12 protein-coding genes are annotated in these 16,037 nt (G+C 34.6%); all 12 read right to left on the reverse strand.

Annotated features, from left to right (window positions below; genetic code table 11):
* Positions 1-11: 11 nt before the first annotated feature.
* Entirely contained in the window at positions 12-992 is a 981-nt protein-coding gene (locus ACFWM3_RS04990; RefSeq protein ID WP_390310547.1) for a polysaccharide deacetylase family protein, read from the reverse strand.
* Positions 993-1,349: 357 nt separating this feature from the next.
* Entirely contained in the window at positions 1,350-3,464 is a 2,115-nt protein-coding gene (gene pnp / locus ACFWM3_RS04995) for a polyribonucleotide nucleotidyltransferase (protein WP_390310549.1), read from the reverse strand.
* A gap of 232 nt (positions 3,465-3,696) precedes the next feature.
* The gene (gene rpsO / locus ACFWM3_RS05000) at positions 3,697-3,966 is read right to left on the reverse strand and encodes a 30S ribosomal protein S15 (protein ID WP_025568545.1); all 270 of its coding nucleotides are present in this window, start codon (positions 3,964-3,966) and stop codon (positions 3,697-3,699) included.
* Positions 3,967-4,105: 139 nt separating this feature from the next.
* Entirely contained in the window at positions 4,106-5,047 is a 942-nt protein-coding gene (gene ribF / locus ACFWM3_RS05005; protein ID WP_056470812.1) for a bifunctional riboflavin kinase/FAD synthetase, read from the reverse strand.
* A gap of 72 nt (positions 5,048-5,119) precedes the next feature.
* Entirely contained in the window at positions 5,120-6,031 is a 912-nt protein-coding gene (gene truB / locus ACFWM3_RS05010; RefSeq protein WP_390310552.1) for a tRNA pseudouridine(55) synthase TruB, read from the reverse strand.
* Positions 6,032-6,103: 72 nt separating this feature from the next.
* Positions 6,104-6,451, reverse strand: coding sequence for a 30S ribosome-binding factor RbfA (gene rbfA, locus ACFWM3_RS05015; RefSeq protein ID WP_025568543.1), 348 nt, complete (start codon positions 6,449-6,451; stop codon positions 6,104-6,106).
* Between the two features lie 541 nt (positions 6,452-6,992).
* On the reverse strand, positions 6,993-9,173 hold the full coding sequence (infB, locus tag ACFWM3_RS05020; RefSeq protein ID WP_390310554.1) for a translation initiation factor IF-2: 2,181 nt from the start codon (positions 9,171-9,173) through the stop codon (positions 6,993-6,995).
* A 23-nt stretch (positions 9,174-9,196) separates the two neighbouring features.
* Positions 9,197-9,496, reverse strand: coding sequence for a YlxQ family RNA-binding protein (locus ACFWM3_RS05025; RefSeq protein WP_056470822.1), 300 nt, complete (start codon positions 9,494-9,496; stop codon positions 9,197-9,199).
* Positions 9,493-9,762, reverse strand: a complete 270-nt coding sequence (gene rnpM, locus ACFWM3_RS05030) for an RNase P modulator RnpM (RefSeq protein WP_056470825.1) — start codon at positions 9,760-9,762, stop codon at positions 9,493-9,495. The genes ACFWM3_RS05025 and rnpM overlap by 4 nt, the downstream gene beginning before the upstream one ends.
* An 8-nt stretch (positions 9,763-9,770) precedes the next feature.
* The gene (gene nusA / locus ACFWM3_RS05035; protein ID WP_056470828.1) at positions 9,771-10,895 is read right to left on the reverse strand and encodes a transcription termination factor NusA; all 1,125 of its coding nucleotides are present in this window, start codon (positions 10,893-10,895) and stop codon (positions 9,771-9,773) included.
* Positions 10,896-10,911: 16 nt separating this feature from the next.
* On the reverse strand, positions 10,912-11,385 hold the full coding sequence (rimP, locus tag ACFWM3_RS05040) for a ribosome maturation factor RimP (protein ID WP_056470832.1): 474 nt from the start codon (positions 11,383-11,385) through the stop codon (positions 10,912-10,914).
* Positions 11,386-11,628: 243 nt separating this feature from the next.
* Positions 11,629-15,939 carry a PolC-type DNA polymerase III gene (locus tag ACFWM3_RS05045; RefSeq protein ID WP_390310556.1) on the reverse strand — a complete coding sequence of 1,437 codons (4,311 nt, stop codon included), beginning with the start codon at positions 15,937-15,939 and terminating at the stop codon, positions 11,629-11,631.
* Positions 15,940-16,037 lie beyond the last annotated feature (98 nt).

The raw sequence follows: 16,037 nt of genomic DNA on the forward strand, positions 1-16,037 counted from the left end.
GAAAGTAATTGTCATTTGTTTTCAACTTTTTTAATTGTATCGTACCGTTTTTCATCTAATAAAGTTGAAATATTTACAACTTTTCTACCTGATGCCTCTATTTTTGTGATAAGTTCATCAAGTGCCTCAGCTGTCGGTTTCGTTGGATGCATAAGAACGATTGTACCATTGTCTACTTTTTTCATTACACGATTAATAATGACTTCTCTTGGGGGTTTCTGCCAATCAATCGTATCTGCTGTCCACATAATTGTTTTCATACCTAAACTTGAAGCGATTTTAACTACTTCATCACGATAACTACCGCTTGGAGGGGCAAACCATACAACTTTTTGATCAGTTGTAGCTAGTATAACTGAATTTGTTTCGGTTATTTCATTTCTTATTTGCTGACTACCTAATCTTGCCATATCGGGATGTGTATAAGAATGATTCCCAACTTCTTGGTCTGCAGCAGTGATTAGTTGAGCGACAGTTGGATTATTTTTTACCCATCTACCCTCAAGAAAGAATGTTGCTTTTGCATTATGCTTCTTTAAAACTTCTAACATTTTTGGAATAAATTCATTCCCCCATGCAACATTTATTGTAAATGCTACCATTGGTTTTTCAGGATTCCCTTTATACACTGGTGATGGTGGTAAATCACTTAAATGAACTTTTGGAGAAACTTCTTTAAATACTAGTTTATTCTGATCAAACTTACCTTTTGTCTTCATTTTCTTATATGACGCATTAATATCAACTGCTAAACCGTTATAGCCGGGTATTGCTTTCCAAACCGAGTCGACATAAGCATCTTTTGGAGGTATCTCGAAAGTTGGCGCTTTTGTTTTGATTTCTTCATATAATCCATTTGTTTTTGTTGTTACAAATGACGATTTTGAAGATAAGTTCCTCACGTATTGATTCGTATATTGATTTCTAACGACTAAAATTGCTAGAAACAATGCTATAACGATTGCTAAGACTTTAAACCGACTTTTACTCATTTCCTGACACCCTCCTACTAGAAGGAATATGATATTTTTTAATAATATAGAACAAGCTTCTACAACTTATGTACGAAAAAATTAGCAATAACTAATTGATCTGGTCATTTCTAGTTCTACTTTCCTTATTGTAACCAAAAATTTTTTACACACACATTAAATTCTGGAAAATTAAAAGAGTGGGATTTAGAAGAGGAGTGGAAGTAAAATAAATAAAAAAACAGGTTCATTTTTATATGAACCTGTTTTTTTATTTATTAAGGAAGAGCGAACGCCTTCCGCTTTTCGTGATGTCTAGTTCCGCAAGCTAGCTCTTCGGTAATATTCCATTCAGAGCTGGACGAGCTTGCTCCACATTTATTGTTGCTCAGCTTTTTCTTTTTGTTCTTTTAATACAGCTTTGCGAGATAGGTTTACTCGTCCTTGCTTGTCGATTTCAGTTACTTTTACTAGGATTTCGTCTCCAAGTGAAACCACGTCTTCAACTTTTGCGATGCGTTCTTCTGCAAGTTCAGAAATATGGACTAATCCATCTTTACCTGCAAAGATTTCAACGAATGCGCCGAATTTTTCTATTCGTTTTACTTTACCCATGTATAATTGACCTACTTCTACTTCACGAACAAGGTCTTCGATAATTTGTTTTGCACGTTCATTCATAGGTTGATCTACAGATGAAATAAATACTGTTCCATCTTGTTCGATGTCAATTTTTACGCCAGTTTCTTCAATAATTTTATTGATTTGTTTTCCACCTGGTCCAATAACATCTTTAATTTTATCTGGGTTAATTGTCATCATTAAGATTTTTGGAGCAAACTCAGATAATGCTGTTCTTGGTTCGCTAATTGTAGCTAGCATTGAATCAAGAATTTGCATACGACCGATTTTTGCTTGTTCTAATGCTTCTTTTAAGATTTGTTCTGATAAACCATCAATTTTAATGTCCATTTGAAGTGCAGTTACACCTTTAGCTGTTCCCGCAACTTTAAAGTCCATATCACCTAAGTGATCTTCCATACCTTGAATGTCTGTAAGAACTGAATAATGTTCACCAGATTTAATTAATCCCATTGCAATACCTGCAACTGGTGCTTTAATTGGTACACCAGCATCCATCATTGCTAGAGTACTTGCACAAATACTTGCTTGTGAAGTAGAACCATTTGATTCAAGTACTTCTGATACAAGGCGGATTGTGTATGGGAAATCTTTTTGATCTGGAATACTTGGCTCAAGTGCTCTTTCACCTAATGCTCCATGTCCAATTTCACGGCGACCTGGTCCACGAATTGGTCCTGTTTCACCAACACTAAATTGTGGGAAATTATAATGGTGCATAAAACGTTTTGATTCTTCTATGCCTAATCCATCAAGAATTTGCACGTCACCTAGTGCACCTAGTGTACAAATGCTTAGTGCTTGAGTTTGTCCACGTGTGAATAATCCAGAACCATGAGTACGTGGTAATAAACCAACTTGTGATGATAATGGACGGATTTCATCTAATTTTCTTCCATCAGGACGAACTTTTTCAACTGTGATTAAACGACGCACTTCTTCTTTTACTAGCATTGAAAGGATTTCTTTAACTTGTCCAATAATCTCTTCGTCTGCTTCATTTTCTTCAAACTGAAGTACAACACGTTCTTTTACTTCATTGATCGCAGCTTCACGAGCATGTTTTTCATGAACTTGAATAGCTGCATTTAATTCTGTTTCACAAATATCGCGAATTTGTTTTTCTAATTCAGCATCAAGTTCATGAAGCTTAATTTCCATTTTTTCTTTCCCAATTTGTGCTACTATTTCTTCTTGGAACGCGATTAATTTTTTAATTTCTTCATGTCCAAACATAATTGCTTCAAGCATTACTTCTTCTGGCACTTCATTAGCTCCAGCTTCAACCATGTTAATTGCATCTTTCGTTCCAGCAACTGTTAAATGAATGTCACTGTTTTCAGCTTGCTCAACAGTTGGATTTATAACAAATTCGCCATTAATACGACCAACTACAACTCCAGCAATTGGGCCGTTAAAAGGAATGTCAGATACACATAGAGCTAGAGAACTACCAAACATAGCAGCCATTTCTGATGAACAATCTTGATCAACGCTCATTACCATGCTGATTACCTGTACTTCATTACGGAATCCATCTGCAAATAATGGTCGAATTGGGCGGTCAATTAGTCGACTCGCTAATATTGCTTTTTCACTTGGTCTACCTTCACGTTTAATAAATCCACCAGGAATTTTACCTACTGCATATAAACGCTCTTCGTAGTTTACTGTTAATGGGAAAAAGCTAACTTTTTTAGGTTCCTTTGATGCAGTTGCTGTTGCTAATACGACAGTATCTTCGTATCTTACTAAAACTGCTCCATTTGCTTGCTTTGCTAATTGTCCTACTTCAACAGTAAGAGTTTTACCAGCAAGCTCCGTGGAAAAAACGTGCTTTTGTTGTTCCATATGGTATAAATACCCCTCTCTAATTTACAATTCAAAGTCTAAACTAATTATGTAAAAAAATCGTATATTCTCTATTATCTCCTATGTTTAGTAAAGAAATCAACTAACGAGAAAAAGAGAATAAATATTTATAAATTTAAAATACAATTCATCAGTAATTTTAAATCGATATGTATAAGAAAAAGCGGGAAGAATCCCGCTTTTTCTTAAAGTATCAAATTAATACTCGAAATTAACGACGTAAACCTAATTTGTTAATTAATTCACGGTAACGAGTAATGTCTTTGTTACGTAAGTAGTTAAGTAAGTTACGACGCTTACCAACCATTTTTAATAAACCACGACGAGAGTGGTGATCTTTTTTGTGAGTACGTAAGTGCCCATTTAAAGAGTTAATGTTTTCAGTTAAAACTGCGATTTGAACTTCTGGAGAACCAGTATCGTTCGCATGAGTTTTGTAAGTGCTGATAATTTCGTTTTTACGTTCTTGAGTTAATGCCATGTTTTTTCACCTCATAATAATATTATTGAACACCTATCACCTAGCAGTCGTCGGTGAATCGATTTGCCAAGCAACGGTTTTTCAAGTACTTTACTAATATTACATTGTTTTATTTATAAAAGCAAGTATTCTAAATTAGTTATTCTCTGAAATAATTTTTTACAGTTTCACGATCTTTTTGTAATTGATCGATTAGTTCATTTATACCATTAAACTTCTTTTCATCACGTATTCTAGCATACCAAAAAATTTCAACTTCTTTTCCGTAAATATCTTCATTAAAATCAAAAATATTTACTTCAATTGTTTGTTTTTGGAACTCATGATAAAAAGTTGGTTTGTATCCAATATTACACATACCTTCATATAATTCACCATTAACAATACATTTTACAGCATAAACACCTACTGAAGGTAATGCATACGGAATGGAAACAGAAATATTAGCTGTTGGGAATCCAATTGTTCGACCACGTTTGTCACCATCTACAACGATCCCTTTAATTTGATACTGTCTGCCAAGTAAGTGGGTTGCTTCTTCCATTTCACCAGCTTTTATCGCTTCTCTAATTCGTGTTGAACTTACTTTCTCATTGTCTAAAACGAATTTTGAAATGGTTGATTGTGTAAATTCACCTCTAGAATGGAATGGTAATGATTCCATATTCCCTTTACCATATTTTCCAAATGAAAAATCAAATCCAGCTACAACATGTTTTGCATTTAAAGAAATAATGTATTGATCGACAAATTCTTGTGGTAGTAGGGAAGCAAATTCCTCTGAAAATTCAACAACAAATAATTGGTCTACACAAAGTTTCTCCATCCACTTCACTTTTAGCTCCAAAGGTGTTAAATAGGAAATCGCATCATCACGATTTCCAAGAATTGCAGATGGATGTGGATCGAATGTCATCACTGATAATAATAATCCTTTTTCATCCGCAATTTCTTTGGCAGCTTTTATGACTTGTTGATGACCTTTATGTACTCCATCAAAAAAGCCAAGTGCTAAGACCGTTTCTTTACAATCTTCTTTTTTTATTGAATGAGGATGGGTGATTTTTATTATTTTTGTCATATATATCACCTTTTCTATAATCAAGTCTCTTTTCCCATTATAGAACAATGAATAAAATTTATATAGTTTTTTCTATTGGTTATGAAATACTCTTGTCGGTTTAATTACATTATTATTTTTAGGGTTTGGAGTGTACATTGCAATAATTCTATTATTTTCGTTGTAAACTGCAATATATTCCCCTTCTTTACAGTTCATCGTATTAGGAAAAAATCCACCATTAAATACTCTTACTTCTTCTTCAGTAGTCACAGTTAGACGTGGATACTCATTAAGAGCTTGCTCCATCGATAACATTACACGATCTAAAGTAAAATCATTAGCATTTTCTTCTAATTCAGCAAAAGTAACGCAATCATCAATCGTAAATGCTCCTGCTTTTGTTCTAGTTAAATAAGACATGTGAGCAGGGAATCCTAAAATTTCACCTATTTGAACAGCTAAAGTTCTTATATATGTACCTTTACTACAGAAAACTTCAAATTTAAAAGAAATTGTATCTCCTTCAAATACTTCTCGATCATCAAGTAAAATAATTTCAAATATTGTAACGGTTCTAGTTGGACGTTCAACTTCAATTCCAGCTCTAGCGTATTCATATAGCTTTTTGCCATTTACTTTTACAGCAGAGTACATAGGAGGAGTTTGACTTATATCTCCTGTTAATTGATTTAATACATTTAAAATTTCTTCACGAGTAATAACTCGATCAACCTTCTTTTGATCAATAATTTCACCATGAGCATCCTCAGTTGTTGTAGAAAACCCTAAAGTAATTTCACCAATATATTTTTTCCGATCATCGGTTAAATATGGTATTAGCTTTGTAGCTTCACCTACACATATTGGCAAGACGCCCGTTACTTCTGGATCAAGGGTTCCTGTATGACCGACTTTTTTTGTCTTTAAAATCTTTCTTATTTTAAAGACACAATCATGAGAGGTAAGACCCGCTGGTTTATTCAGTGCAATTACACCATTCATCTTATCACCTATTGTTTATTTTTTAGCATGATGAAAAATGGATAGACGAATCACTCGCCTATCCATTCATTATCAGTTATTCTCTTTATTAATTTGAGTTAGCAATGTCTCAATTCGATTACCATAATCGACTGATTCATCAAATTCAAAAATTAATTCTGGCGTCTTACGTAAACGAATACGTTGACCAATTTCAGAACGAATAAATCCTTTTGCTTTCGCTAATCCAATTAATGTATTTTGACGTTGTTCATCGTCACCTAATACTGAAATATAGACTTTAGCTTGTTGAAGGTCACCTGTTACTTGAACATCAGTAACTGTTACGAAGCCGATTCTTGGATCTTTAATTTTTCTACCGATAATCTCACCAAGTTCTTTCTTCATTTGTTCCCCAACACGATGTGCTCTTACTTTCATACTTTCACCTCAATCTTACAAAGCAAAACAATTCGTGCTTTCATACGATTAGTTTAACTAATTGTATAAATAATTATTTATTATGCTGAACTTATTCAATTGTGATAAGTCCATTATTTATTTCCAATTATAATATCATCTTTTAAAAGAAAATATTGTAATGTCTAGTTCCAGCGACTTGCCCCTCGAGGTCATAAGCCCAATAGCAGTAAAGGTTAAAAACCAACCTTATCTGGTCCTTGGCTTACGCTTGTCGGGGCTGAGCAAACGCCTTCCACTTTTCGTTGTGTCTAGTTCCAAAAGCTAGCTCTTCGGTAATATTCCAACTACCTTCGAAGTGGACAAACCACCACTTCTTCAAGTTGTCGGAGATATTCCCTTCAGAGCTGGGCAAGCTTTTTCCACTTTTCGTTGTGTCTAGTTCCAAAAGCTAGCTCTTCGGTAATATTCCAACTACTTTCGAAGTGGACAAACCACCACTTCTTCAAGTTGTCGGAGATATTCCCTTCAGAGCTGGGCAAGCTTTTTCCACTTTTCGTTACTACTTACGTTTAATTTCTTCCATTACGTAAGCTTCGATTACGTCGCCTTCTTTAATATCATTGTATTTCTCGATCGTGATACCACATTCGTAGTTTGTCGCTACTTCTTTAACGTCATCTTTGAAACGTTTTAGTGTGTCTAATTGACCTTCGAATACAACGATACCATCACGAATTAAACGTACACCGCTGTCACGAGTGATTTTCCCATCAGTTACATAACATCCAGCAATTGTACCAACTTTTGATACTTTGAATACTTGACGAACTTCTGCTTGACCGATTACTTTTTCTTCAAACTCTGGGTCTAACATACCTTTCATCGCAGATTCAATTTCCTCAATTGCTTTGTAAATAATGCGGTGTAATCGAATATCTACATTTTCTAAGTCTGCAGTACGTTTTGCATTTACATCAGGACGTACGTTGAAACCAATAATAATCGCATTAGATGCAGAAGCTAAAATTACATCAGATTCAGTAATTGCACCAGCGCCTGTGTGGATGATTTTAACTTTTACGCCTTCTACTTCAATTTTTTGTAATGAAGCAGCCATCGCCTCAACAGAACCTTGAACGTCAGCTTTAACAATTAGATTGATTTCTTTTACATTACCTTCTTGAATTTGAGCAAATAAATCTTCAAGAGATAATTTAGAGCTTTCACTACGTTGTTGAAGAACTGCTTGTGAAGCACGTGCTTCACCAACTTGACGCGCACGTTTCTCGTCAGCAAATACCATAAAACGGTCACCTGCTTGAGGAACTTCATTTAAACCAGTAATTTCAACTGGCATTGATGGACCAGCCTCTTTAATTCGACGACCTAAGTCATTTACCATCGCACGTACACGACCAAATGAAGTACCAACTACAATTGGGTCTCCAACTTTTAATGTACCATTTTGAACTAATAAAGTTGCAACTGCACCTTTACCTTTGTCTAATTCAGCTTCAATTACAGTACCTAGTGCTTTGCGAGTAGGATTTGCTTTATATTCTTCTACTTCACTAACTAAAAGAATCATTTCAAGTAACTGATCAACACCGTTACCGTTTAATGCTGAAATAGGAACAAAGATTGTGTCTCCACCCCATGCTTCAGAAACAATACCGTGTTCAGTTAATTCCTGCATTACGCGATCTGGGTTTGCAGATTCTTTATCCATTTTATTCACAGCAATAATAATAGGTACTTCTGCTGCTTTTGCGTGATTGATCGCTTCAACTGTTTGTGGCATAACACCGTCATCAGCTGCTACAACGATAATCGTAATATCAGTAACTTGTGCTCCACGTGCACGCATTGTTGTAAATGCTGCGTGACCAGGCGTATCTAAGAACGTAATTTTCTTTCCTTCGATTTCTACTTGGTAAGCACCAATATGCTGAGTGATTCCACCTGCTTCTCCAGCAGTTACCTTTGATTTACGAATATAGTCAAGTAAAGTTGTTTTACCATGGTCAACGTGACCCATAATCGTTACAACTGGTGGACGTTCTTGTAGAGTAGCTTCATCATCAGCTTCATCAATAAAGTTTTCGAAGTCATTTTCATCAACAATAACTTCCTCTTCAACTTCAACTCCGTAATCACTAGCTAGTAATTCGATCGTATCTTTATCAAGGTCTTGGTTAATTGTCGCCATAATGCCTAGCATAAATAATTTTTTAATTAATTCTGATGGTTCTTTACCTAATTTTTTTGCAAGCTCAGATACTTTTAAAGAACCTGAGAAGATAATTTTATTTGAGGTGTTCTCGGTTGAGTTATTTTTATGATTCATATTTTGATTGCCTTTCTTTATCCCTGTCGTTTGTCGATCTTCATTTTGACTGCTTTGCTTTTGGCTATCAGTCTTTTTCTTTTTATTACTGTTCTTTTTTGATTTTTCTTTCGTATCTTCTAATTGATAGTCTACTTCAAAATCAAGCTCTTCACTAGCTTCTACATTAAATGCAGGAATTACCTTAAAAGAAGATTTGGACACAGCTTTTTGGGGTTGTTTTATCTCTACAGACTTTGGTTGAAAACTTTTATTTAATTTTTCAACAATATCCTCTGCAATTGTGGCCATATGATTCTTTACTTCGATTTTTAAATCCTTGAGTCTTTCAATAATTTCCTTACTTGAAACATTTTGCTTTTTAGCATACTCATAAATTCTAATTTTCGTCATACGTTCACCCCCAGATTAGTCCATTAATTTAATAATGTCTGAAGTTTTGTTGCAAATCCTTGATCAGTAATTGCAACGACCACTCGAGCGTCTTTCCCAATAGCGTGCCCTAATTCAAAGCGATTTTCAACATAACAAAGTGGAGTATTGTAAAAAGTTGTCTTGTCTTTTATTTTCTTCGCAGTTAAATCGGAAGCATCCTTTGACAAAATAACTAGTTTTGCTCTTTTTTGTTGGACTTCTTTTACAACTAACTCTTCGCCTGAAACCACTTTACGAGCTCTAGCTGCAAGTCCTAATAAAGACAATCCTTTGTTTGTCATGCTTTTTCCTTTTCAATATACGCTAAAAGTTCTTCATATAAACTAGCATCAATTTTAGCGTTTAATTGCTGTTCTAAAGTATTTTTTTGCTGCGCTTGTTTTACAACTTCAACAGATTTTGTTAAGTAAGCTCCACGACCTGATTTTTTTCCACTTGGATCAATGGATACTTCTCCTTCTTTAGAACGAACAATTCTGATTAATTCTTTTTTTGGTTTCATTTCTTGTGTTACAACACACTTACGTAAAGGAATTTTTCGATTCATGAGTTTACTCACTCCTCATTAAAGTCGTCAGCGTAAGCATCGAAATCATCATTAGATACAGTTACTTCTTGCGCTGGTGATGTATAGTCAATACCAATTTTATCTGCATCTGACTGTGATTTAATATCAATTTTCCAACCAGTTAAACGCGCAGCTAATCTAGCATTTTGACCTCTTTTTCCAATTGCAAGAGATAATTGGTGATCTGGTACTACAACTGTAGTTGCTTTTTCTTCTTCATTTACTAAAACTCTAATAACTTGAGATGGACTTAATGCATTTGCAACAAATTCAACTGGATCTGATGACCAACGTACAATATCAATTTTTTCACCTTTTAATTCATTAACAATTGATTGCACACGTTGACCTTTTTGACCTACACAAGCACCTACTGGATCTAAATCAGGGTTGCTTGTATATACTGAAATCTTAGAACGGTCACCCGCTTCACGCGCTACTGAACGAATTTCTACAACACCATCATAAATTTCAGGTACTTCTGTTTCAAATAAACGCTTTAATAATCCAGGGTGAGTACGTGATACAAAAATTTGTGGACCTTTTGAAGTTTTTTCAACTTTTGTAACAAATACTTTAATGCGATCATGGATTCTGTATTTCTCAGTTGGAATTTGTTCAGTTACAGGAAGTACTGCTTCAATTTTACCTAAGTTAACATAAATTGCGCGTGAATCGATACGTTGAACTGTACCTGTCATCATATCTTCTTGGCGGTCAATATATTCTGAGTAAATTACACCGCGTTCTGCTTCACGTACTCTTTGTGTTACTACTTGCTTAGCAGTAGTTGCAGCAACTCGTCCAAAATCTTTAGGAGTTACTTCTAATTCAATGATATCTCCTACCATAAAATTTGGATTATGTTGTTGTGCTTCTTCAACTGTAATTTCTAAACGTGTATCAAACACATTGCTAACTATTTCTTTTCTTGCAAAAACACGAATTGAACCATTATGTAGGTTAAAATCAACTCGAACATTTTGTGCTTGATTAAAATTACGTTTATATGCTGAAATTAAAGCTGCTTCAATCGCTTCAATTACGACATCTTTACTAATTCCTTTTTCTCTTTCAATTATTTCTAATGCTGTTAATAACTCCGAACTCATTAAAAGTACCCCCTACTTAGAAAAACGTAACAGCAAGTCTAGCACTTGCGATTTTTGGTGTTGGAATTGTAATCATTTTTTTTCTTGTTTTAATTGTTAACTCTAACTGAACTTCCTCTGACGTGTAGGAAATTAATTTCCCTTCAAATTTCTTTTCGTCAAGGATTGGTTCGTAAGTTTTAATGAAAACTTGTTTTCCAATTGCTTTTATAAAATCTTGTTCTTTCTTTAAAGGACGCTCAGCACCTGGTGATGAAACATCTAAAAAATATAGGTTTTCAATTGGATCTTTTTCATCTAAGACTTCACTTAGTTTTTCACTTACTGCAGCACATTGCTCCAAATCAATTCCAGACTCACTATCTATAAATACTCGAAGGAACCAGTCTTTTCCTTCTTTTACGTATTCTACATCAACTAACTCTAATCCTAGTTGTTCAATTATTGGTTGTGCTAATTCTGATACAACCTCTGTGACCTTCTTACTCAAGAAGTATCCTCCTTCCAAACATTACAAGATGAAAATTCCCTGCTATTTAGCAGGGAAATTATCTTTAGTATTTCCAATTTACGCAATTATTGTAACTTAAAATTCAAGTTTCAAACTACGCAAGAGATGAATTGGGTCATAAGGGTAATAAGAAAGAGCAGGTTGCCCCTGCTCTTCAAGAAAAATCCCGTGCTAAATTACATCTGTCTCTACTATACCATAATTCCCAAGTTTTGCAAACTGTTAAAAGCCATCGAAAAGTGATAATTGGTTTTGATCAGGTAAGTTTTGTAAACAGCCTTGTTTATCTAAATACTCTAATACTGTTTTTGAAATTTTACTTCTTTGTTGTAGGTCTTCTTTCGAAAGGAATTCTCCGTCTTCTCTAGATGCAACAATATTTTTAGCCGCATTCGTTCCTAATCCAGGAATCGAATTAAATGGTGGGATTAATTTGTTACCATTTACTAAAAATTCATCTGCACTTGATCGATATAAATCCATTTTTTCAAATGAAAAACCTCTTTCACACATTTCCAATGCTAACTCTAGGACAGTCATTAAACTTCGCTCTTTTACTGATGCATCTAATCCTTTTATCGCAATTTCTTCAATTTTAGCTTTAATCGTACTCGGACCAGCAATCATAGCTTCAATATCGAAATCTTCAGCTCTTACTGTAAAATATGCAGCATAATAAAGAATTGGATGGTGAACTTTGAAATATGCAATTCGTACTGCCATCAAAACATATGCAGCAGCGTGGGCTTTTGGGAACATGTACTTAATTTTTTTACATGAATCAATATACCAAGCAGGTACTTTATTATTTCTCATTTCTTCTTCCCACTCTGCTGGTACGCCCTTACCTTTACGAACAGATTCCATTATTTTAAATGCTAATGAAGGCTCTAATCCTTGATATATTAAATAAACCATGATGTCATCACGACAACCAATTACTTCAGGAAGTGTACAAGTTCCACTGTTAATTAATTCAGAAGCATTTCCTAGCCATACATCTGTACCATGTGATAAACCAGAAATTTGAACTAGTTCTGAAAATGTAGATGGCTTCGTATCTTCTAACATTTGACGAACGAATTTTGTTCCGAATTCAGGAATTCCATAAGTACCTGTCTTACAACCTATTTGTTCCTCAGATACACCTAAAGGTTCTGGTCCGGCAAATATTTTCATAACTTCAGGGTCATCAGTTGGAATCGTTTTTGGATCGATTCCACTTAAGTCTTGAAGCATACGGATAACGGTAGGATCATCGTGTCCAAGTATATCTAGTTTTAATAAATTATCATGGATTGAATGGAAATCAAAATGTGTCGTTTTCCATTCAGACTTAACATCATCAGCCGGGAATTGAATTGGTGAAAAATCATAAATGTCCATATAATCTGGAACTACTATAATTCCACCTGGATGTTGTCCAGTTGTTCTTTTAACACCCGTACATCCCATAGCTAATCGATCATATTCAGCACCACGTAAATTTAGATTATGATCATTTGCATACCCTCTTACGTAACCGTATGCTGTCTTATCAGCTACAGTACCAATTGTACCAGCACGATAGACATAGTCCTCACCAAAAAGTACTTTTGTATAATTGTGAGCAGTTGGTTGATATTCACCGCTGAAATTCAAATCGATATCGGGAACCTTATCACCTTTAAATCCAAGGAAGGTTTCAAAAGGAATATCATGACCATCTTTTTTAAATGCAGTACCACATTCTGGACAATCTTTGTTCGGTAAATCGAATCCAGAACCTACAGATCCATCATTGAAAAACTCTGAGTGTTTACAATTAGGACAGACGTAATGTGGTGGAAGTGGATTTACTTCCGTTATTTCCGTCATGGTCGCTACTAATGATGAACCTACAGATCCCCTTGAACCTACTAGATATCCATCATCTAATGATTTTTTAACCAGTTTATGCGAAATCAAGTAAATTACGGCAAAACCATGCCCAATAATACTTTTTAACTCTTTTTCAAGACGGGCTTCTACAATTTCAGGTAATTGTTCTCCGTAAATAGATCTAGCCATTTCATAGCTCATGTCACGAACTTCATCTTCAGCGCCTTCAATTTTTGGAGTATATAGGTCATCCTTAATTGGTTTAATATCTTCAATTAAACTAGCAATTTTTTGAGTATTTGTAACGACTATTTCTTTTGCTTTTTCTTCTCCTAAAAATGCGAATGAAGATAGCATCTCATTTGTTGTTCTAAAATGAACATCTGGTAATCGATGACGATTTAATGGATTTGCTCCACCTTGAGAACCAACTAATATTTTTCGATAAATTTGATCTTCTTTTTGTAAGTGATGAACGTTACCAGTTCCAACTACAATTTTTTCTACCTTTTCAGCCATTTTTACAAGCTTTGAAATGACTTCTCTTAAATGTTGTTCATTTCGAACAATTTCTAATTCCACTAAATGTAAAAGTGTCTCTGGCGGCAATACTTCGATATAATCGTAAAACTCCATTAGCTTTTCTGCTTCTTCAGGAGATTTTTGAACACTTGCTTCAAAAACTTCACCTTTATCACATGCAGATCCAACTAATATTCCTTCGCGATGTTTCACTAATAATGATCTAGGAACCCTTGCAACTCGATGATGATAATGGATATGAGAATAAGAAACAATTTTAAATAAGTTTTTTAATCCCGTTTCATTCGTAGCTAATAGTGTTGCATGTGATGGTCTTGCTCGTTTATAAGCATCACCTTTCCCCATGTTATTATTTAGCTCATCATGATAATACATATCCTGCTCTGCAGCATCTTTTAGCATTTTTAGGAGTAAGAAGCCAGTGGCCTCAGCATCGTAAATCGCTCTATGATGTTGTGTTAAGTTAATATCGAATTTTTTACAAAGTGTATTTAATCGAAAGTTTTTAAAATCTGGATACAAAGTTCTAGCTAACTCAAGCGTATCAATTACACCGTTATTTGTAATACCAATTTCATATTTTTTAAAGCCCATTTGAATAAAGCCCATATCAAAAGAGGCATTATGAGCTACTAGTATATCGTCACCCATCCACTCTTTAAACTCACGAAGTACCACATCAATATTTGGGGCATCTCTTACCATTTCGTCAGTAATTCCCGTCAATTCAATCGTAGTTGCAGATAGTGGATGATGTGGATTTGCAAATCGTTCAAATCGGTCAATGATTTCACCGTTATGGATCTTTACAGCTGCTAACTCGATGATTGTGTCATAAACTGCAGAAAGACCTGTTGTCTCTACGTCAAATACAACATAAGTTGCTTCTTCTAAAGAGACATGAGATGGATTATATGCTGTTGGTACACCATCGTTTACTAGATTTATTTCAACACCGTATAGTATTTTAACACCATGTTTTTTCCCTGCTCCAAATGCCTCTGGGAAGGATTGAACAACTGCATGATCCGTTATTGCAATTGCTTCATGTCCAAACTTACCTGCTTGTTTAACTAAATCACCTGCTGAAACGACTGAATCCATTTGGCTCATATGTGTATGAGCATGTAACTCAATTCTACGCTCTCCTTCTGGAGCTTCGTCCTTGCGTTCATCTGGAGTAATTTCATTTATATCATTTGCAATCATGACTAAATCACGTACAAATGTATCGTTTTGTACTGATCCTCTAACTTTTACCCACATACCCTTTTTAATTCTATTTAACATAGGGATATCTTCTTTATCTCTAGAGAACATTTTGACAAGTATAGAGCTCGTGTAATCAGTTATTTTAAAGGTAATTAAGACACGGCCGCTCTTAAGTTCACGAATTTCAGAATCGAATACAAATCCTTGAAGAACGACTCGTTTTTCTTCTTCAATGATAGACGAGATCGTATTAATTTCAGTTTCCTTAATATAATATCCAACAACAAGAGGCCCCTGAGGCTCATCACCTTCAGCTTCTTCAGCAGCCTCTTTCTTTTCTAATTCAACAAGTACTTCCATCGCTCGCTTGCGATCTTCTTCAGCTTTTTTCTCAAGAAACTCAGTTTTTTCTTCAACATTATCTTTAATCGTATTCTCAAAAAACAACTTAGGAAAACCTACTTTTTGATATAAATCTTGCAGCTGAGGAACATATCGATTTGTAAAGGCATTTTCTTCAATTAGACTATTTAAATTGATCATTACTTTATTATTTTCAACTGAAGGTAGTGCAGATTCAACATGTTGTAATATAGGTGATTTCGATTCAACAGATTGAATCATAAATGACCAATAATCAATTACTTTTTGTTCATCTATTTTTGGATTTTCTGTATTAATAACGACTGAAACATCTGCTATATGTTTAAAAGTTCTTAATAAACTTGTTACAAATACTTGAAACGTTGCAAAAGGTAAAACATTTTCTATTTTAAAAGTAAACTGCCACTTTTTTTCGCTTTTACTTACTTCAAGATTTACGATTTCCCCGTTTTTAAAATACAGGTCTCGCATATCTTCGGGAAATTGAAGCTGATCTAATAATAGCTGAAACCGCTCCTGACGAGTTTGTCCCATTTTTTCACCAACCTTTTTATGTGTAAAAAAATCGAAAGTACCTCTAAAAAAATAAGAGGTACTTTTTATTTGTGTGCGATTCCCTTAAGGTGTCGCTT

Origin of the sequence: Gottfriedia sp. NPDC058432, from assembly GCF_042721555.1 — a bacterium.
GTDB lineage: Bacteria > Bacillota > Bacilli > Bacillales > Bacillaceae_G > Gottfriedia.